This is a genomic window from Streptomyces sp. NPDC017943 (assembly GCF_044328425.1).
In the GTDB taxonomy this organism is placed as follows: domain Bacteria; phylum Actinomycetota; class Actinomycetes; order Streptomycetales; family Streptomycetaceae; genus Streptomyces; species Streptomyces djakartensis_A.
This window is the reverse complement of the sequence record NZ_JBIRHH010000010.1, coordinates 21986-41273: the sequence shown is the minus strand read 5'-3', so window position 1 is coordinate 41273 and position 19288 is coordinate 21986. Positions and strand designations below refer to the sequence as shown.

14 protein-coding genes and 4 pseudogenes are annotated in these 19288 nt (G+C 70.1%); 11 read left to right on the top strand and 7 right to left on the bottom strand.

All coding sequences use genetic code 11. The annotated features are described in order from the left end of the window. Positions 1-30 precede the first annotated feature (30 nt). Positions 31-1281, bottom strand: coding sequence for a condensation domain-containing protein (locus ACH4C6_RS28690; protein ID WP_398111517.1), 1251 nt, complete (start codon positions 1279-1281; stop codon positions 31-33). A gap of 296 nt (positions 1282-1577) precedes the next feature. On the opposite strand from ACH4C6_RS28690, the gene ACH4C6_RS28685 reads away from it, so the two are divergent. The 3 genes and pseudogenes from ACH4C6_RS28685 to ACH4C6_RS28675 all read left to right on the top strand — a co-directional run. Then, positions 1578-3239, top strand: a complete 1662-nt coding sequence (locus ACH4C6_RS28685) for an AMP-binding protein (RefSeq protein WP_398111516.1) — start codon at positions 1578-1580, stop codon at positions 3237-3239. After that, complete coding sequence (locus ACH4C6_RS28680) at positions 3236-4510, top strand: MFS transporter (RefSeq protein ID WP_398111515.1); 1275 nt, start codon at positions 3236-3238, stop codon at positions 4508-4510. Before ACH4C6_RS28685 ends, ACH4C6_RS28680 begins: the two co-directional genes overlap by 4 nt. 97 nt (positions 4511-4607) lie before the next feature. Then, positions 4608-4851: pseudogene (locus ACH4C6_RS28675) on the top strand (hypothetical protein); the annotation flags it as partial. On the opposite strand, the gene ACH4C6_RS28670 reads toward ACH4C6_RS28675, so the two are convergent. The 3 genes and pseudogenes from ACH4C6_RS28670 to ACH4C6_RS28660 all read right to left on the bottom strand — a co-directional run bounded on the left by ACH4C6_RS28670 (position 4811) and on the right by ACH4C6_RS28660 (position 6305). Beyond that, entirely contained in the window at positions 4811-4981 is a 171-nt protein-coding gene (locus ACH4C6_RS28670; RefSeq protein ID WP_398111514.1) for a hypothetical protein, read from the bottom strand. The pseudogene ACH4C6_RS28675 and the gene ACH4C6_RS28670 sit on opposite strands and share 41 nt — an antisense overlap. Positions 4982-5016: 35 nt before the next feature. After that, positions 5017-5187: a hypothetical protein gene (locus tag ACH4C6_RS28665; protein ID WP_398111513.1), complete on the bottom strand. Its 171-nt coding sequence runs from the start codon at positions 5185-5187 to the stop codon at positions 5017-5019. 420 nt (positions 5188-5607) lie between these two features. Beyond that, positions 5608-6305 (bottom strand): annotated as a pseudogene (locus tag ACH4C6_RS28660) (dienelactone hydrolase family protein). A gap of 332 nt (positions 6306-6637) precedes the next feature. Here ACH4C6_RS28660 and ACH4C6_RS28655 point away from each other — a divergent pair. Further along, positions 6638-7345 (top strand): CBM20 domain-containing protein, encoded by a 708-nt coding sequence (locus ACH4C6_RS28655; RefSeq protein ID WP_398111512.1) that lies wholly within the window; start codon positions 6638-6640, stop codon positions 7343-7345. 167 nt (positions 7346-7512) lie between these two features. Here ACH4C6_RS28655 and ACH4C6_RS28650 read toward each other — a convergent pair whose 3' ends face one another. Continuing rightward, positions 7513-9495, bottom strand: a complete 1983-nt coding sequence (locus ACH4C6_RS28650; protein WP_398111510.1) for an amino acid transporter — start codon at positions 9493-9495, stop codon at positions 7513-7515. Between the two features lie 358 nt (positions 9496-9853). Here ACH4C6_RS28650 and ACH4C6_RS28645 point away from each other — a divergent pair, with 358 nt between their 5' ends. Both ACH4C6_RS28645 and ACH4C6_RS28640 read left to right on the top strand, forming a co-directional pair. Continuing rightward, positions 9854-10495 (top strand): carbonic anhydrase, encoded by a 642-nt coding sequence (locus ACH4C6_RS28645; RefSeq protein WP_398111508.1) that lies wholly within the window; start codon positions 9854-9856, stop codon positions 10493-10495. A 1359-nt stretch (positions 10496-11854) separates the two neighbouring features. Continuing rightward, positions 11855-12148, top strand: a complete 294-nt coding sequence (locus ACH4C6_RS28640) for a hypothetical protein (protein ID WP_398111507.1) — start codon at positions 11855-11857, stop codon at positions 12146-12148. A gap of 723 nt (positions 12149-12871) precedes the next feature. On the opposite strand, the gene ACH4C6_RS28635 is transcribed toward ACH4C6_RS28640, so the two are convergent. Next, positions 12872-13456, bottom strand: a complete 585-nt coding sequence (locus tag ACH4C6_RS28635; RefSeq protein ID WP_398111506.1) for a hypothetical protein — start codon at positions 13454-13456, stop codon at positions 12872-12874. Positions 13457-13626: 170 nt separating this feature from the next. Between ACH4C6_RS28635 and ACH4C6_RS28630 the strand changes: the two are divergent. The 5 genes and pseudogenes from ACH4C6_RS28630 to ACH4C6_RS28610 form a co-directional block, all read left to right on the top strand. Next, positions 13627-13758, top strand: a pseudogene (locus ACH4C6_RS28630) (Tn3 family transposase); the annotation flags it as partial. Between the two features lie 340 nt (positions 13759-14098). After that, positions 14099-14872 (top strand): polyprenyl diphosphate synthase, encoded by a 774-nt coding sequence (gene uppS / locus ACH4C6_RS28625; protein WP_398111505.1) that lies wholly within the window; start codon positions 14099-14101, stop codon positions 14870-14872. Next, positions 14872-15735 (top strand): squalene/phytoene synthase family protein, encoded by an 864-nt coding sequence (locus ACH4C6_RS28620; RefSeq protein ID WP_398111504.1) that lies wholly within the window; start codon positions 14872-14874, stop codon positions 15733-15735. Before uppS ends, ACH4C6_RS28620 begins: the two co-directional genes overlap by 1 nt. Then, on the top strand, positions 15732-17255 hold the full coding sequence (locus ACH4C6_RS28615; RefSeq protein ID WP_398111503.1) for an oxygenase MpaB family protein: 1524 nt from the start codon (positions 15732-15734) through the stop codon (positions 17253-17255). The genes ACH4C6_RS28620 and ACH4C6_RS28615 overlap by 4 nt, the downstream gene beginning before the upstream one ends. Before the next feature lie 41 nt (positions 17256-17296). Next, positions 17297-18811, top strand: a complete 1515-nt coding sequence (locus tag ACH4C6_RS28610; protein ID WP_398111502.1) for an ABC1 kinase family protein — start codon at positions 17297-17299, stop codon at positions 18809-18811. 166 nt (positions 18812-18977) lie between these two features. Here the strand turns inward: ACH4C6_RS28610 and ACH4C6_RS28605 are convergent. Beyond that, positions 18978-19256, bottom strand: a pseudogene (locus ACH4C6_RS28605) (transposase); the annotation flags it as partial. Positions 19257-19288 lie beyond the last annotated feature (32 nt).

Sequence of the window (19288 nt, the reverse complement as noted above, 5' to 3'; positions counted from 1 at the left end):
TGGGGGGCGGGCGCCGGGAGACGGCAGGTGTCAGGTGGCGGTGAGCAAGGTGTCGTGCAACTCCCAGAGCAGAGCGGCGCACTCCGCGCGGCTCACGTCACGCGCGGTGAGCCGCACCGTCAGCACCTGCCCGTCCTCCTGGGAACGGGCGTAGCAACGTGGACCGATGGTCGTGAACGGCCTGTCGAAGGAGAGGGCCGGTTCCGCCGGTCCCTGTGCGTCCGCGGCCGCACGGGCCTCGTCCCCGGGGGGCGCGGCGACATGGTTGAAGGCGCAGGCGGGTTCGAAAGCCTGCGGTGTGCGGGCACGCAGGGCGGCGACCGCGGTCACGTCGGACATGCCGTGCCGCACGGCGCGCAGGCTGTTCCAGTGCACTGTGCCGGCGAGGGTGGTGAGTTCGGCGCGGGCCCCCTCCACCAGGGCGGGAACCCACTGGTTCATCGAGGTGACCACGTCCTTCCAGCGGCCGGCGAACCGGTTGGCGCTCATAAGGTGCACCAGCAGCGTGTCGCTGCCGCACCGGCGCGCCACGGCGCGCACGTAGGCGGCCATGACCGCGCTCGCGACGGAGACGCCGGCCCGGTCGGCGAGCGCGCGTGCCGCGGCCAGCGCGGGCGCCGACCGCAGCGTCGCTTGCACCACCTCGCAGGGAGCGTCGCCGCTGTCCGGCAGCCGAGCAGCCGGCGCCCGGCTGCCCAGCCGCTCCCAGTGCTCCAGCGCGGCTCGCTGCCGCCGCAACCCGTTCGGGCCGTGCTGCTCCGCGGCCAGGTGCAGGGGACCCGGTGCCGTCGCCCGCAGGCTGCCCGGTACGGCGATCTCCCGCAGGAGTTCCCGGCGCAGCACTTCCTGCGCCCAGGCGTCCGCCAGGATGTGGTGCTTGACGAACACCAGGCGCTGTGAGCCGGAAGGGTCGCTGACGAGCCGGGCCCGCCAGCCGTCCTCCCGGCCGAGGTCGAAAGGCTCACCGGCCAGTACACGAGCCTGGTCCTCGGCCGGGGCGCCACCGGCTGGGGCGGCGGGCAGCACCACGGGCGCGGTCTCCTCGGCCACCCACTGCCGGGGCGCGTCCGGGTCGCGCAGGTCGTAGCGGGTGCGCAGCGAGGGGTGGCGGCGGGCAAGGCAGGCCAGCGCCGCTCGTACGGCGTCGGAGGCCGTGCCGGGCGGCAGGTCCCACACGGCCGCGTTGTTGGGCTCATGGCGCCGGGAGGGCGGCAGTTCGCGGATGTCGTGCCAGACCGAGAGCTGGCCCAGGGAGAGAGGTCCGGCGTCGTTCGGCTGCACGACGGGCGACCTCCTATTCCATGATGCGGAAATCGTTTTCCGCTGCGGTGGGCTTCCACGCTGCCACAAACTGTTGAAGCCTGTCCAGGGATATCAAGGTCACCGCATCAACGCTGCCGTTCTGTAGGGCTGTTAAGTGCGTGCAGTGGTCGTACCGAGCCCGCCGAAGGGGGAGTGGGGTGGCGCTCCCGTGGGCGACTGTGACACCGTAAGCGCCCGTATTGCGGAAGAAGGATTCCGCAATACGAAAGAGCGCGTCTGAAGCGAAGTCACCCCGCACCGAAAGGACCCCGTCAGTGAGCCGACCGCCGGCCGCCACCGCCGCGGCAACCGGTGAGTTCCTCCACGACCTCCTGCTCGATCCGGCGCGCCACGCCCCCGGCCGGCCCGCCGTCATCGAGCCCGTCGCCCCCGGCGGAACGACTGTCACGACCTACGCCGAACTCGTCCGCGCGGTCGACGCCTACGCCACCGCCCTCCGCGCCCTGGAGTTCGAGCCCGGCACGCGCGTGCTCCTGGAGGCCGAAGCCGGCGCCGAGGCGATCGCCGTGCTGCTCGCCTGCTCCCGGGCCGGGCTCACCTTCGTACCGATCCCTCCCGAGACCCCACAGGAACGTCTGCATACCCTCATCGGCACCGCCCGCCCCGCCCTGCACCTCCAGGCGAGGACTGGCGAGCGCACCGACCTCCCGCCCGGCCTCGGCACAGCCCGCTTCGCCGCGGGTGAACTGGTCGTCGAACGGCCCCCCACCGCGACTGCCCGCCGACGCCGCGTGCCCTGCGTCACCGACCCGGCGTACATCGTCTTCACCTCCGGAACGACCGGACGCCCGAAGGGCGTCGTCATGAGCCACCGCGCCGTCACCGCGTTCTACCGCGGCATGCTGGCCCACCGCCTGGCCGCCCCCGGTGACCGGATCGCCGGCACCTCACCCCTCCACTTCGACTTCTCCCTGCTCACCATCGGGCTGGCACTGGCCAGTGGTGCCGCCGTCGTACCCGTGCCCCAGCACGCGGTGCGCTGGCCCCGGCGCTTCCTGCGAGCCCTGCACGACACGGGGGCCACGCACGTCAACGGCGTACCGTCCATCTGGCGTCAAGTGCTGCGACACGAACCGGACCGCCTGGCCGGGCTCACATCCCTGCGGCAAGTCCTCTTCTGCGGAGAGGAGTTCCCGCTGCCCGAACTGCGCCGCATCCAGGAACTGCGCCCCGGCATGCGCATCGTCAACTGCTACGGCGCCACCGAGTCGATGGCCGCCTCGTTCGAGGACGTGCCCGATCCCCTCCCGGCCGACCTGGAGCGCCTGTCGATCGGCACCGCCCACCCCGGTGCCGAGATGATCCTCGTCGACGAGGCGGGAGACGTCGTGGACGGACCCGGCGTGCACGGGGAGATACTCCTGCGCAGTCCCGCCCTGTTCACCGGCTACTGGGACGATCCCGAGGCCACCCGGGCCGCGCTCGTCCCCGACCCGCTGTGCCCCGAGTCCGGGCAACGCGTGCTGCGCACCGGCGACCTGGCGGTGCGTGGGGAAAGCGGCGAGTTCTACTTCCTGGGACGCACCGACTCCCAGGTCCAGATCAACGGCAACCGCGTGGAACTCGGCGAGGTCGAACGCCGCCTGCTGCAGCACCCCGCGGCCACCGCCGCCGCCGCCGTCCTGCGAGGACCCTCGCCCGAAGGCGGGAGCTGCCTCGCCGCCTTCGTCGTCCTCGCTCCCGACTCACTCCGGTCCGACACGGCCACCACGAACTCCGCCTTGGCTGCCGAACCTGCCGCGCCGGACCAGGACATCGCCCCCCTCCTGCGCGCCTTCTGCGCCCGGACGCTGCCCTCCTACATGGTCCCGGCCGAGGTGCGCGTCGTGAACGCCCTGCCCCTCACGGCGAACGGCAAAGCCGACCGTGCGGCGCTGGCGGCGAGTCTCACCGCCCCGGAAGGAGCAGCGCGTTGACCCGGCCCCCGAGCCCGACTCCGATCTCGGCTCCGGGCAAGGCCGGCCGGCTGCGCACCATCATCCGCGTCCGTGTCGGCGGGCTGCCGGGCTCCTTCTGGGTCCTGTGGACCGGGAGCCTGGTCAACCGCCTCGGGGCGATGGTCAACCCGTTCCTCAGCCTCTACCTCACCCAGGCCAGGAGCGTTCCCCTCCACACGGTCGGTCTCATCCTCGCGGTCGTCGGCGTCGGCTCGGTCCTCTCGCAGCCCCTCGGCGGCTTCCTCACCGACCGCTTCGGCCGTCGCGCGGCGCTGACCGGTGGGATGCTCGCCAACGCCGCCTCGCTGCTGGCGCTGGGCAGCGCACACACCCTGCCCGCCCTCACCGCGGCAGGTTTCGCCCTCGGCGTCACCATCGACCTCTTCAGGCCCGCCGCGCAGGCCCTGGTCGCTGACGCCGTGCCCGCCGCCGACCGCACCCGCGCCTTCGGCCTGCTGCTGTGGTCGGTGAACCTCGGCTTCTCCGCCGCCATGATCCTCGGCGGTCACCTCGCGACCCGCGGCTTCCACCTGCTGTTCTGGGCGGACGCCGCCGCGTGCGCGGTCTTCGGCCTGCTGGTGTGGTTCGCCGTCCCCGAGACCCGTCCGCAGGCCGCCGGCCGGGGGAGCGGCAGTTACCGCACGGTCCTCGCAGATCGCGCGATGGCGGCCTTCGCCGGCGTCGTCGTCCTGTACGCCGTCGTCTTCCAGCAGGCCTTCGCCACCCTGCCGATCGCCATGGCCCGCGACGGCCTGCCCGGTGACGTCTACGGCCTGGTCATGGCGGTGAACGGCGTGGTCGTCATCGTCGTACAGCCGCTGATCGGCCACCGGCTCGACGCCTACGACAAGAGCCGCATCCTGGCCACCGGCTTCCTTCTGGCCGCCACCGGCAGCGCCCTCGTCGCCGCCGCCTCGGCCGGCCCGGCCTACGGGGCGGCCGTCGCGGTGTGGAGCCTGGGAGAGGTCCTCGTCTTCGCCGTCACGGCCGCCATCGTGGCGGACATTGCCCCACCCACCCTGCGCGGGCGCTACAACGGCCTGCTCGGAATGGCCTGGGGCACCGGGTTCCTCATCGCCCCGCTCCTCGGCACCCGCCTCCTCGGCATCGGATCCACCGTCCTGTGGCTGTCGTGCACCGCCCTGTGCTGCCTGGCCGCCCTCGCCCAACTCGCCCTGGGCCCGACGATCAGAGCCCGGGGCGCCCTGGACGCCGAGGGCCCCGGGCTGCGGCGGGCCGACGCGGCGTAGCCCCCCGGCCCGGCCGGACGTGATCGACGCGTTTCCGCTGGTCGGCGATAGGGCGTGGTGGTTCCGTGGGAGGGGTGGCCTGTCGGGTGCTCCTGGGGATGCGGCGAAAGCGAGGTCGCAGGTGCCGGTATGGCGCCAAGGGCTGGCCTGGTCGGCGCTGCCGGCGACTACCAACGCATCCTCAGGAGATGGCCGCCATGTTCGGCATGGACGTGGTGCCGGCGCGAGTGGAGGCTCTGCGGTCGAAAGCGAAACGCCGGGTGGCCCGCGACTGGCTGGCCGAGCAGCAGCCGGGCCGGTTCATCCTCGCGGCAGGCGTGACCGGGCCGGGCGACGGGTGAGCAGGGCCATCGACCAGCAGACCAACGCCTCGACGCTGGTGGTGCGGCGCTCGAAGTTGCGCACCAGGTGGCGGCTTCGCATGAGGTGGGCGAAGAGGCGCTCGACGATCCACCGCTTGGGCAGCACCACGAACCCTCGTCGGTCGACACTGCGTTTGACGATCGTCAGGACCAGGGCGAGCGTGGCCAGGCAGTACTCGACGGGGCTGCGGTGTAGCCGCCGTCGGCGCAGACCAGGGCCAGGCGATGGTGTGCCGCGGCCACCTGCGGGAAGTCGGCGGGCATTGCCCGCCACTTGATCCCCTTGCCCACGAGATACCGGATTGCATCGAGCATGGCCCGGTGGCAATACGTCTCCGGCCGGCCGCCCCGGCCGCACATCCAAACCCGGTACCGGCAGCAGCGGCAGGGCCCGGGCCCACTCCGCGTCCGTCATGTCCGTCGGATACCGCCGCACACGCATCGGGGTGTCGGCGGCGCTCCCGAACCGGTGAGCCAGGCAGTCACACGCCAGAGTGACCGAAGGGGACTCCGTCTCCGCAGTGGCATACAACTGCAACAACAGGGCCTCTTAGAAGACGAGTTGCGGTAGAAGCCCTCTGAGCTACCAAGAGGCCCTGCTTAGATCTCTCAAGCGACCCTTTACGGAAGTTCCGTTCGCGATGGAGGCGGGCCACGGCCGTGGAGACATCGGTGTGGCTCGCCATGCCGTTGGCTGGTCGCGGCCGTTTCAGGGTTGGTTTCCAGGCTGGAGCCTCAACTGGTGGCCAGGGTGCGGTCCAGAAGGGGGAGCAGGCGATCCCAGTGACGCTTCAGCCCAGAGGCGCTATAGGCGTCGGTGTCGGACATGGTGAAGCCGTGGACGGTGCCGGGGTAGATCTCGGAGGTGTAGCCGACGCCTGCTGCATCCAGGGCCTGGTTGAGCTCGCCGAGGGCCTCAGGTGTCATGTCGCCTTCGGCGTGGCCGAGGTGGACCTGGGCGGTGAGCTTGGAGAAGAGGTCGGACCCGTCGGCGCCCACGGGGCCGTGGAACGCGGCGACGGCCGCCACCTGGTCGGGATGGGCCGCAGCGGTGCGCATCGCGTAGAGGCCGCCTATGCAGTAGCCGGTCACCGCGACGGGACTGGCGCCGACCTCGGGCTGAGTGGTGAGGAACCTGAGGTAGGCGTCGGCGTCGCTCAGGACACGTTCAGCGGTGTGCGCCTCGATCAGGGGCATCAGCTGGGTGAAGACCGCAGACCGGACCTCCTCTCCGATGTACTCGGGCAGCTCGACCAGCGGTGCAGGCCATGTCGGTGGAAGGAGTTGGGGACGAGCACGTAGTAGCCGTGCCCGGCCAGTTCGCGGGCCATCTCCCGCAGCATGGGCCGGATGCCGAAGCCGTCCGCGTACATCAGCACCCCTGGGTGCCGCTCGCCGTGGTCCGGGTAGGCCAGGCGGCGAAACCCGGGCATGGCGGGGTGAAAGCTTTTGCGTCATCTTGCGCAAGCCCGTCAGGGTGCTCGTGGCAGCCGGAACGCCGACGGAACGTGGCCTTCAGGTGTACTCCGGCGACCTCGACCGACTCCCCGTCCGCTGCGACCAGTTCGTGTGGCTTCCTGCAGTGGGTCATAGGCTCTTCGTTCAGGACTTGGACGAAGGCGCAAGAGAGTTCGGCTTTCACGGCCGAATCGCATGCCTGATTGAACGCAGAGAGCGGATGCCGTCGCTCTCTGTCTTCATCCTGTGTTGAATGTGCGTGGACGGCGGGCAGGAATCCGCCGTCGACGAGTCAGAAGGGGATGACATGCTCTCGACATATCAGCGGGTGCCGGCCGCCTGGCGGCCGGTGCTCGTGCTCGCCGTGCTCCTCGCCGACCTCTTTGCCGGTACGGTCTCTCACGCCCGTGCGGCCACGACGCAGGACACCTCCGTCACCTTCCGAGTGGAGGCCGCCACGCAAGGGGAGACCCTGCTCGTCACCGGCAGTGCTCCGCAGTTGGGCTCCTGGGATCCGGCCAGAGCCGTCCCTCTGGGCACCACCGCAAGCGCCTACCCGCACTGGTCGGCCGGCGTCCGACTGCCCGTCGGCGCCACCGTGCAGTACAAGTACCTCAGGCGCTCACCCACCGGCGCGGTGACCTGGGAAAGCACCCCTAACCGCACACTGACGGTCTCCCCGAACACGCCGGCCAACCACGACCGCTGGGACGTCAGCCCGGTCTCCGCAACCTTCCGCGCCACCGCCACCACCAGCTGGGGCCAGAACCTCTACGTCACCGGCCACCTGCCCGACCTGGGCAGCTGGGACCCGGCCAAGGCCGTCCCCCTGACCACCGGCGCCACCACGTACCCGCTCTGGTCCGGAGCCCACCAGCTCCCGCCGAACACCACCGTGCAGTACAAGTACTTCAAGAAGAACCCCGATGGCACGGTCACCTGGGAGAACGGCGACAACCGCACCGTCGTCACGCCGCCCACCGGCACGTTGACCGTCAACGACACCTGGCGCTGACGCCCGGCACCGGGGCCGGGGGATATGTGATGGATACCCCTCGGCCCCGGCACCCGCCAGTATCCCCGCCCTCGACCCCGGTCATACGCGCGAAGCGATGCACAGCCCTGTTCGGTGAGCCGCCGAGTGTGCAGTCGCCCCGCCGAAGCGGGCGGTGGTCAGGCGCTTCAGCTGCCGACATGGATACCGGGGCGGCGGTCGGGGTCGGGTTCGTTGCGGCGGATGATCTCGCGGGTGACGGGGGCGGTGTCGCCGCGGCCGAGGAGGAAGTAGCGGAACATGTGCTTGAGCGGGCTCCCCTCGGCCCAGGCGAAGTAGCAGTGCGGCCGCACCCCCGTGGCATCGCGCAACGCGAGCAGGATCGCGGCGATGGCGTTGGGCGCGGCCGGGGCCTGCGCACGCAGGATGCGGTAGCCGCCGACGTCCAGGCCGTGGACGGTGAGGGTCTCGCTGAAGTCGGACGGATCGACCACGTCGATCTCGAGGAAGAGCACGTCCGCGAAGCCGGGGACCGGGTTGGTGCCGCGCTGCTCGCGTTCCTTGGCGGCGTACTCGGCTTCGTCGCCAGCCTGTCGGCGATTGGCGATGATGTTGATGGACTGGTCGTGGGCGAGGGTTTCGGCGATGAACCGGCGTGCGCTCTCGTCGAAGACGAGACGGTCGGCGCGCAGCTCGGTGGTCCGCGCGACGCGGGAGATCAGCGAGACGGTGATGATGCCGAGGATGAAGAAGCCGGAGATGGCGATGCCGTCCGGTTTGTCGATGATGTTGGCGCCCAGGGCGTACAGGAGCACCGCGGTGAGCAGTCCGAAGCCGACGGTGGCCACGCGGCGGCGGCCGCGGGCGACGAAGACGGTCACGGCGAAGGCCCCGGAGACCATCATGGCCAGGATCCCGGTGGCGTAGGCACCGGCCTGGGCGTCGACATCGGCGTCGAACGCGATGGTGATCACCACGCACAGCGCGGTGTAGACGAGGACGACCGGACGCACCGCGCGGCCCCATTCCGGCGCCATGCCGTAGCCCGGCAGGTAGCGCGGGACGATGTTGATCAGCCCGGCCATCGCGGACGCACCGGCGAACCACAGGATGAGGATCGTGCTGATGTCGTAGACCGTGCCGAACGCCTCTCCGACGTGCTCGTGGGCCAGCCAGGCCAGCGCGCGGCCGTTGGCCGCGCCACCGGGCTCGAACTCGTCGTGCGGGATGAGCACGGTGGTGACGAAACTGGCGGACAGCAGGTAGACGCTCATGGTCACCGCCGCCGTGGTCAGCAGCCGGCGGGCGTTGCGGATGCGCGCCCGCAGGCGCTGTTCGTCGTCGGCGCCTTCGCCCGCGATCAGCGGGATCATGGACACACCGGTCTCGAATCCGGACAGGCCCAGCACGAGCAGAGGGAAGGCCAGCAGCGCCGGGCCGGCGACGTCACCGAAGCCGCCCCCGCCGTCGGTGAGTGCGTCGGTCCATGCCGACAGCGCGCCATCGGTGGTGAACACCTGGACCAGGCCGACGGCGATGACGACCGCGTTGAGGACCAGGAACACGGCGACGAGCGGGATGGCGACACTGACCGCCTCGCTGAACCCGAGCAGGAACACACCACCGAGTACCAGCAGCAGCACCACCGTCAGGGCAACCTCGTGGCCGTGCAGCGCGGCGGGGAAGAAAGGGTTCTCCACCACGTGCACCGAGGCATCCGCCGTCGACAAGGTGATGGTGATGATCCACGAGGTGGCCACGAACCCGAGCAGGGCCAGCACGAACAGCTTGCCCCACCAGAACGGCAGCAGATCCTCGAGCATCGCCACCGACCCCGCGCCGTGCGGGCTCTGCTTGGCCACCCGCCGGTACATCGGCAGCATCCCCAGCAACGTCAACGCCACGATCAGCAGCGTCGCCAGCGGTGACACCGCCCCCGCGGCGAGCGCGGCGATCGCCGGCACGTAGGCCAGGCTGGAAAAGTAGTCGACCCCCGTCAGGCACATCACCTTCCACCACGCATGCGCCTCGGCATGCGCCACACCGGCCGCCGGCCCCACAGGCTGGACCTGATGCCGCAACAGCCACCGCGCGGTCCTGCCTGTCGGGTGCGCCCGCAAAGCGGGACTGTCCACCACCTCCGGAATCACCGGCTGACCCGCGCTGTCCATGTCCCCCACGTCCTTCCCTGCCTGCCTGTCGGATGCGTCGCGGCGGTCATCGCCTGGATGCCGCCGCGACGATCACCGAGTGCGCGTCCCGCGATCACGCGATCCAATACCTGTAATGCCCTGGACCAGCGGCTTGTCCCAGGTGGTCACTCGCCTTGCCGGGCTCTTTGCCAAGGGGGCGTCTTCGGACGCGCCGGAAAGGGCCGCCGAGACGATCCGCGGGATCCTTTGGTGCCGGTGGATGCACCGGGTTCGGTGACACCGCAGCACGCGCGGCGCCGCCCGCGGGGTGTGCTTCCCCGGGACACGTCATGGCCCGCGCTGTCGATCGGTGGAGCCGGATCGTAGGCTTCGGATCATGACCGACACCCATACTCCGGCGCCGCGTGATGCCTATGAGCTGTTGCTGGCCGGCAACCAGCGCTTCCTTGCGGGCACCCCTGAGCACCCGCACCAGGACGCCGCGCGCCGCGCGCAGATCGCACCCGCCCAGAAGCCGTTCGCTGTGCTGTTCGGATGCTCCGACTCCCGGCTGGCCGCCGAGATCATCTTCGATCAGGGGCTGGGGGACCTCTTCGTCGTGCGCACCGCCGGGCACGTCGTCGGCGCGGAGGCGCTGGGCAGCATCGAGTACGGCGTGAGCGTGCTGGACTGCCCGCTGGTGGTGGTACTCGGCCATGACTCGTGCGGGGCCATCGCGGCTGCGTGCGCCGCCGCCGACGGCGGTCAAGTGCCCGCCGGATTCGTGAGGGACGTCGTCGAGCGGGTGACCCCCAGCGTCCTGGCGGCTCGGGCCGCCGGGCGCGACCAGCCCGAGGAGATCCTCGCCGAGCACATCGAGCGGACCGTCGACCTGCTGCTGGAACGCTCCCGCGTCCTGGCCGATCGGGTCGCTACCGGCCGAGCGGCCGTGGTGGGCCTGTCCTACCGCCTGGCCGACGGCAGTGCCCAGCCGGTCGCGGCCCGTGGGATCGAGGCCTCGCTGCCCGCCGTCCCCTGACCTGCTACTTTGCCCCTACGGACCCCGGCGTCAGTGGCTCGCAGGAGTACGTCCTACGGGCCGCGAGACGGTCGCCGCCGAGGCGGCCTGCCTCGGCTCATGGGCATGGTGGGTCCTGGACATGGTGCGTCTTCGGGATGGTGCTCTTGCGGGTGGCCGCGCCGGTGAGGTTGTACAGCGTCGACGCGCAGGAGGTCGACGGGGGCGAGCGTTTGCACGTTGGCGGCGGACTGCAGAAGAGCGCACTCGGCCGCCCCACGCACCCAATCCGACCACGCGTCAGCCACGCAGTACCTGACGTGCGCGAGCGAACGGACGACGGTGCAGCCCACCCCAGGAGTGGATGTCGATGCAGGAGCTCGTCGACCTGCTCCGACTCAGCCAACTCAACCTCACCCGCGGCCATCGCCGCCGAGCCTGCCGCAGGACGGGCCCACCCTTCGGCCCCCGGCCGTGATGGACATGCCTGGAAGTGCGCGAGCTGGACATCACCGCATCCACACCACCGTGGGGACCGCACGGCAGGCATGGAGCCGGTGAGCAGGAGTACGTGTCCGGCCGACGGCTGAACCAGCCTTGTGACCATGGTGAGGAAAATCCCCACCTTCCAGCCTGAGGCCGGCCGCAGCGACAGCCGAGGCATCGAGAGGCCAACTGCGCTCCCCTCTAACATGGGCTGTCTGAGTGAGCGGAAGGCGGGGCGCCGGCCGTCCAGCGCGAGGCAGGGTCGGCCACCCTGTTCGCGACCACGTTTCCGCAATGGGTTTCAGCCGTCCGACGACAGCACAGCCATCGTCCAGAGCCTGGTAGCCGCCGCCCAGCTTCTGCCAGGTGTAGTAGTCGTGCCAGTCGCGATGGCGGGCGGCGTGCTGCTCCATCGCACGAACTTCCCACTCCGGTAGGCGCGTCTGGACCATGGCTCGGGGATGCCGTCACGTGCTGGGTCTCCGCCGGGATCGGCTCGCCGCCGGGGTTGGTGAGCGTGCCGAGCAGCACCGTTCCCGGGGCTGTGGTGATGGCGATCTCCATGATCTGTGAGTTCGCGGACGCTGGGGGTACTCCCTGCTCATCACTGTCCCCTTTTGGGAAGGAGAGAGTCATGTCGCAGGCCACTGGGAACGGCGAGGGTAATCGGTTCTGCAAGGCGTGTGGCACGCCGGCCGAGGACGGGAAACTGTGCAGCCACTGCGGCGCTGTCCTGGACCTCCCCGACGATGCAGGCCTGGTCGAGGACCAAGGTGCAGCAGTGCGCCGTGACTTTGAAGGACGCGCCCAGCAGTAAGGGGTGGGAAGCGGTCGAAGGGCCAACTCGATCAACCTGCAACGTTGTTCAGCGTCCGCTGGGGTACAGAGGCTGGCATGGCATGCAAGTCTGATCGCGTCATGTCGTTGCGGGAGGTGCGGCAGCTGCACCGGGTCCGCACCTTCTACGTCGGTGGTGCCCTGCTGTGGGTGGTGTTGGCTGCCTTTACCGCGTGGCAGTCGCCCGGCAGCCGGCAGATGTGGGTGTCCGCTCTCCTGCTGGCCGTCTTCAGCGGTCTGCTGCTTACAGTCTCCCTGTGGCGGGAGCGCCTCCAAGGAACAAGCGAGGGACGTCCGGCGCACCACGCTGTATCGCGGAAGGCGTCTGCATCACGGCACGCGTCCGCCTGACGCGCCCCGCGACCCGTCCCGTTCCGGCCTTCTCCTCAGGAATGGGAGGCAAGGGGCGGTCAGGGGGTAGGCGGGTAGGTATGGATGGCGCACGACTTCGACGGGGTGATCAGATCTCACGGGAAGCCCGTGTCCGTGGGACGATGCGGATGTGGCGTTGGGCCAGGTGGGCGGCGCTTGTTCTTGCGGTCAGCTGGGCGGTGAATGGGACCGTCAAGCTCATCCAGGGCGAGCAGGGGTGGGACCTGTGGTGGCCTATTGCCAGTACCGTCATCTGGGCAGCGCTGACCGTGTACGGCTTCAGGACCTACCGCCGGATCAAAACCACGACCCTGCCGGCCATCACTGGCCGCTCGTCTGCCTGACCACCTGAAAACGTTCCTGTGCGCCGCTCCTGATGTGGCGGGCCACCGCAGTTCGACTCAGCCGACTACCGCGAGCGTCACAAAAGGGTGCTGCCTGTCCACGTTCGCTTTGGCGCGAGGTCCTTCTCCCCTCAAGGAGGTCATCAACTACCGCACGACGTCTGTCCGGTGGTGGAGTCGGTGTGGGGTGCGCGGTCCTGCTCCACGCCACCTCTGGACGGCTTCACGCGGCTGCGGGTCGGCACATTCGGATGCCAACGATGCCGACGCCGCTCAGCGCCGGCCGACTCACCGGCAGCTCCGTCAGCGGCTGACAGCTGTCCGGTCACGGGCCCTTCGCCCCCTGGCTGTCCTGGTCTCAGGCGCGAGGTGGCAGATCCTCGATGATTTCGGCGATTTCAGCGGCCGGTTGGGTCTCGTGCATGGTGATCACGTCACCGGGCTGCAGATGCTGCCCTTGCTCGGGCTGCAGGGGAGTCAGGCGAACGTGGGCGGTCCTTCCAGGGCCCAGCTGCGGCTCGCACTCCACCCAGAGCCGCGCGATGTTCAGATCTTGCTGTCCGTCTGCGGTGCGGTGACCGATGTCCCACAGCGGTCTGAGCTGGCCGTCCCCGGAGAAGGCACTGTGGCGTCCGCCCTCGTCGGCTCCTAGAAGGGTCAAGGTGGCACGGATCGTGCCGTGTTTGGCTTTCTCGCCCCGCCACTCGCACCCACGGCGGCTGTGGTCGAGCACCATCTGCCGGGCAGCCTCGGAGAGCATCTCCCACAAGGTGATGGATGCCGGATGGATGTCCGCGATCTCGATGAGCTCGTCGAGCGCCATCTCCCTCTCCTGGAGCTCGATCTCCTTGCGCACATCTCCAACCGTCTGGCCGTTTCCTGCCATGGCGTCCTGCGGCAGTACGTCAACGGCCTGCCGAAGGAGTGTGAACGCGTCGTCCATGTGGGGGATGGTCGCCTGGTCCCGGGCGCCGTGTCACAGGTGACCGTGCAGAACGCAGCGGTGCGCGACACGCCCGGACACTCCAGGGCTTCACGACTTCGGACAAGCACGTTCAGTGACTGGACCCGCGCAGACTCCTGCCGGGCCGTCGGCTGGGCTAGTTCGGATCGAATCAGCTCGGCGCGCTGGGCCTGGTCTTCAACACCATCGTGCTCTGGACGAGCCGGTACATCGACGCCGCCGTCGAACAGCTCCGTGCCGAGGGCCACGAGATCCGCGACGAGGACATCGCCCGCTTGTCCCGCGGAGCAGCGGCCGACCTGGCCTGTCCGGCCTGTGAGGAGGACGGCACCGGCCGCTGTCAAGGAGCGGAGTGGATGGTCTACGACCTCGACACCGACCGCTGCGGATGGCCCGTCGACACCGAGTGCGTCACCCCGTAACGGGGGCTGCGGGACCGTCCTCCGTTCGAGTGGATCCGTAAGAAGCGGATGACCGCTGCCACGCTGGCCAGGCAGTGTTCTGAGCGGTTCGCAGCCCTTCCAGGTCTTGTTCCCGGGGGTCTTGTGTAGCTGTTCCCGCGCATACCGGCGCAGGTTCGCAGGATGGGGGCGTGGTTGGTGAAAGGGCGGGTGGATGTGAATGGCCGGTACTCCGTTGTCCGCAAAGCCACATCTATGTGAGGGCCGGTCGTCGGCGTGGGAGCCGGAGCGGGTTCCCGCACACGTTGCCTTGATCGTCGACGGCAACGGCAGGTGGGCCGCTCGTCGTGGACTGGCCCGCAATGACGGGCACGCAGCCGCCGTGCCGCGCCTGCTCGACACCATCGACGGTGCGGTGCAGGCGGGGATCCGGCATCTGTCGTTCTATTTGTTCTCCACCGAGAACTGGCGGCGCGAGCCGGAGGAGGTTGCGAGGACTCTGGAGATCATCGGTGGCTTCGTCACCGACAACCAGGCTGCCCTGCATGCCAAGGGGGTCCGTGCACTGTGGTGCGGACGACGCGACCGTGTCCCTCCCACACTGGGCCGTACGCTTGCCGACTTCGAACAGTTCACCCGGAACAACCGGACCATGGACCTGATCTTCTGCGTCGACTACGGCGCCCGCGACGAACTGCTGCGGGCGGCAGCCGAGTTGGCGCGGGATGCCGCCGAGGGACGGTTGAGCCCCGACCGCATTGATGCCGCTTCGCTGACCAGTAGGCTGTATCAGCCCGGCGTCCCAGATGTGGACCTGCTCATCCGCACCTCGGGCGAGCGCCGGATCAGCAACTTCCTGCTGTGGCAGTGCGCTTATGCGGAGCTGTACTTCACCGACGTGCTCTTCCCCGACTTCGACCGCTTCGCCCTGTGGGAAGCGGTGGCCGACTACGCCGGGCGCGAGCGACGCTTCGGACGCGCGGGGGCCGCCTGATGCAGCTCATCGCCCCCGTGCCCTACCACACCGTCCTGGATCACGCCGGCGTCCACGCCCCTTCGGTGAGGAGGGCATACCGGGACATTGCCCGCGAGGTCCGCCGACTTGAGCCCCCTTACTACGCCGCGATCCGGCTGCTCGCTCCGTCCCGGCTGCAGCCGCACATCCTGTGTGTGTACGCGTTCATCCATGCCACGGACACCGCTTCCGACAGCGGGCCCGCCGCCACGCGGCCCGACCGCTTCCGCGCCTGGGACACCGCCGTAAGGGAGGCTCTCGCCGAGCGCAGGGCGGACAACCCCCGGCTGGCCGCGCTGCTGCATGCTCTGGACCACACCGGACTGCCCGATGCGTGGGTGAGTGACTTCCTGGACGGCATGGCCGGCGACCTCGAATACCGTGCCTTCGGCTCGGAGGCCGGCTTCCAGGCCTACGTGGACCGCGTCTCGCATCCCCTGATGGTCCTTGTCTGTGGGGTCCACCCCGGGTGCCGAACCCCGGAGGTGGTCCGCGCGCTGCGCGACGCGGCCGATGCGGGGCAGCGCATCGACTGCCTCGGCGACCTTGCCGACGACCTGCGAAGAGGGCTGCCCTGCCTGCCGCACACCGGCCGGCAGCTGCACGCTCAGATCGAGCTGGCCGCTGCCGCCCTGGGCCGGGCCCGTGACGTCCTGCCGCTCATGCCGCCGGAGTTCGTTCCGGTCATGACGGCGTTCCTGGACGTGCAACGGATCCAGCTACGGGCGCTCCGACGAGCCGGCTCCCGCCTGCCACGACACACCGTCCGGACCCCTTGGCTGCCCTCGATCAAGGTCCTCCTCGCCGCTCGGCGACAGCACATGGAAGGCGCCTCGTCATGACCGCAACCCTGCCGGCCCCAGAGCCCGAGATCTCCGCCGATGGGGCGGGTTTCCCCGGCCCCGGATCGGTGACCTGGCAGCTGCTGGGCCAGTGGCGGATGACCCTGGTGATGCCACGGCTGCTGGTCCTGCAAGCGGCCCACCCCGTGGTCGGTGCCGGCCTGGCCAAGCACTCCACGTACCGCACCCATCCCTGGCGGCGGGTCGATCACACCCTGATCAGCCTGCAGCGTTTCGTCTACGCCCCGCCCGAGCAGCGGCTCCAGGAGGTGCAGCGGGTCCTGCGCGCCCACCGGCGCATCAAGGGCACCGACGACCGCGGCCGTGACTACAGCGCCGAGCAGCCGGAGGTGCGCGCCTGGGTGCTCGGCACCGTGTTCGAGGCGATGAGCAGCATGGAGCGGCTCGCCGGCCGCCCGCTCTCGCCTGCCCACGAGATGCGGCTGTACGACGAGTGGTGTGCCACCCTGGGCGCCTTCGGCTTGGACCGCGACCTGCTGCCGGCTGATCTCGCCGGGTTCTGGGACTACTTCGAGCGGATGCAGCGCGAAGTGCTGGAGGACAACACCGAGGTCCGTTTCCTGATGCGGGACATGTACCGGGGTGCTGCGACACCATCGCAGCTGGAGTGGTGCCCGCCGGTGTGGTCGTTGATGCGTTCCTCCGCCGCGATGCTGATGCCCGGCGCCGTGGCCGCACAGCTGCCGCAGACCTACCGCGAGCGCCTCCACCTGCACGTCGGACAAGCCGACCGCGCGCTGTCGCGTATGGTGCACCACGCCGCGCGAACCGCCATGGAGCCGCTGCCCCTGCGCAGCCGCTACATGCCGGTCGCCGCCGCAGCGATGACCGGCCAGGCTGCTGCGAGCGGGGCGGACGAGGCCCGGCCCGGCGGCATCCGGCTTCCCGGCGCCGGTCTGCTGGCCCGGCCCCTGGGACTGGTCAAAGCGGTGGCCTCGGCGGCCGTCCGCGGCCAGGACCGCGACTCGCGGGCCGACCGGCTGGGCCGCTTCTTCTCCCAGGTGCTCGACCAGACCGGCGACGGCCGGATCGACGCCCCGGACCTGCAGGCGATGGCCCGCGCCCTGTGCTGGCAGCTGCAACTCACCCCGGAGCAGGAAGACAAGGTGTATGCCGGCTTCACCGCATGGTGGGACCACATGCGCGCCACCATGGACACGGACGGCGACGGAAGCGTCAGCAAGGACGAGTGGGTCACCGCCATGCTCCGCAACTGCGACGCCGACCCCGGGTACGTGCGCGACGGCGTACACCACGCCGTGCGCGCCATGTTCGAGGCAGTGGACACCGACGGCAGCGGAGCCATCGACCGCCACGAGTACCGTACGGTCTTCGCCGGCGGACGCGTCGACCCCGGGGACCTCGACCGTGGCTTCGACGAACTCGACCGCGACAAGGACGGCGCGATCAGCCTGCCCGAACTCCTGGACGGCCTCACTGCGTTCTTCATGGCCCGGGAACCCACCGCAGCGGGAACCCAGCTGCTGGGCCGAGCCTGAGACCGGCGGCCGTGGCAATGAAGGCGGCTCGAGGGGTGGGCGTGGCCCGGCTGGCCGGACTGCTCGCACAGGACGCGCTCACGGCCCAGCAGGGAACCGGCACCACTGAGCGCACGAAGCACGCGCAACGCGTCCGGGCGCGGCGTATCCGGGAGGCCATGGAGGCACTGGGGCCCTTCTACATCAAGGTCGGACAGGTACTCGCCACCCGACCGGATCTGATCTCCGGAGCGCTGGCCACGGAGCTGGAACGGCTGCACCGCACCGTGACGGCCGCCCCGTTCTCCGTCTTCGAGCCCGTACTCGAGCAGGAGCTCGGGCCCGCATGGCGCACACTGTTCCGCGAGGTCGACACCGGCCTGCCCTGCGGCTCCGCGTCGCTGGCCCAGGTCTATCCCGTGGTGCTGCACGACGGCACCCGCGCGGTGCTCAAAGTGCAGCGACCCGGTGCCGAGAGACGGATGCGGGCGGACATGGCGACGCTGAGCCGAGCAGCCCGGATGACGGGGCGGGCCACTCCGCGACTCGCCGAGGTGCTGGACCTCGACGCCGTCCTGCAAGGAATCTTCGACTGCATGCGACCCGAGCTCGACTTCACCGCCGAGGCCGCACACATGGAGGCCGGCCGCCGAGCTGCCGAAGGCTTCCCGCACCTCGCAGTACCAGCAGTACGGCAGGCGGGGCGGCGGGTGCTGGTCCAGAGCATCGCACCCGGACGAGCACTGAGCTGCGGGGCAGCGGACGACATGTGCGAGCAGCAACGCGAGCGGGTAGCCACCGACCTGCTCAGATACATGTTCCGGGGCTATTTCGTGGAGCACTTCTTCCACGCCGACCCGCATCCAGGCAACGTCTTCCTGCACCCCGAAACAGGCGCGACCCTCATCGACTGGGGAATGGCCGGCCGCATCGACCGGCACACCGGGACGCTCGGCGCGCTCGCCTTCACCAGCATCGCCCACAACGACGCACGCGGGCTGGCCACCGCCTGGCTCGAACTCGGCCGCCCCACCTCACGCACCGACCTGCCCGCCTTCCGGGACGACCTGACACGCATCGTGCCCCAGCTGGCCACCAGCCGACTCGACCACATGAACTTCGGCTCAGCCCTGTCCACCATCCTGCGCTGCGCCGCGCGCCGCGGAATCCGCACCAGCCCCACCATCGGAATCCTGGGCAAATCCATGGCCAACACCGAAGGCACAGTGCGCGCCCTCGCCCCCGACCTGTCAGCCACGGACGTATTCCGGCAAGCGCTGATGGACATCATGACTGAACTGGCACGAAAGCACCTGTCACAGGAGCAGGTGGCACGGCGAGGGCTGGAACTGATCGCGGCGGGCGACAGCGCCCTGGACGAAGCGCGCGCTGTGCTGCGAGCCCTCGCCGGCCGGGAAAGCACGGTGAGTGTGGGACGGATACCCGGCCCGGGATCGAGCGGTGACCAGCATGGCGGCCCACTGGGGCAGTACGGCGCCGTAGCAGGCTGGGCGCTTGCCGCATGGACAGCGCACAGGCTGATGCGCCGGACCCCCTCGGGCCTGTCTGACAGATGATCGCCATCTCGTAGTCGGCGGTCTCGATCAGCGGCCCGGTCCGGTCGGCGAAGCGGTGCCCGCACGGCCGGGGAGAACCGGACGAGTCCGTGGCCGGAACGGCCTCGATTCCGAGTCCGGATCGGGGGAGCGTGGGGACCAGAGCGCGGAGGCAGCGGCGGTGCTGGGCGATGCTCCGCTCGGTGGCCTCGCTGAGGTTGTGCCGGAGATGCCACCGGTCCGCGACCCGGACGGCCTGCGGTGCACCGGCGGTGGCGCCCTCGACGAAGATTGGCGCCCGGCCCCGGGACACGACCTCGACGCCGGGCCGATCGGCGAGCCGGGCCGCCAGGCTCGATGCCTCCCGGTCGGGCCGCAGGTCGAACAGGGCGGCGGGTTTCGAGTCGACGAGAACGGTGCCGTATCGGCGACCCTCGCGGGTGGCGTACTCCTCAATGCCGACCACACGCGGGGCAGGCACTTACGGCTCGGGAAAGG

Coding starts and splice junctions, on each gene's coding strand:
- ACH4C6_RS28665 (WP_398111513.1), bottom strand. CDS start 5,187: ATGCTCGATGCAATCCGGTATCTCGTGGGCAAGGGGATCAAGTGGCGG.
- ACH4C6_RS28655 (WP_398111512.1), top strand. CDS start 6,638: ATGCTCTCGACATATCAGCGGGTGCCGGCCGCCTGGCGGCCGGTGCTC.
- ACH4C6_RS28650 (WP_398111510.1), bottom strand. CDS start 9,495: ATGGACAGCGCGGGTCAGCCGGTGATTCCGGAGGTGGTGGACAGTCCC.
- ACH4C6_RS28645 (WP_398111508.1), top strand. CDS start 9,854: ATGACCGACACCCATACTCCGGCGCCGCGTGATGCCTATGAGCTGTTG.
- ACH4C6_RS28640 (WP_398111507.1), top strand. CDS start 11,855: ATGGCATGCAAGTCTGATCGCGTCATGTCGTTGCGGGAGGTGCGGCAG.
- ACH4C6_RS28635 (WP_398111506.1), bottom strand. CDS start 13,456: ATGGACGACGCGTTCACACTCCTTCGGCAGGCCGTTGACGTACTGCCG.
- uppS (WP_398111505.1), top strand. CDS start 14,099: ATGGCCGGTACTCCGTTGTCCGCAAAGCCACATCTATGTGAGGGCCGG.
- ACH4C6_RS28620 (WP_398111504.1), top strand. CDS start 14,872: ATGCAGCTCATCGCCCCCGTGCCCTACCACACCGTCCTGGATCACGCC.
- ACH4C6_RS28615 (WP_398111503.1), top strand. CDS start 15,732: ATGACCGCAACCCTGCCGGCCCCAGAGCCCGAGATCTCCGCCGATGGG.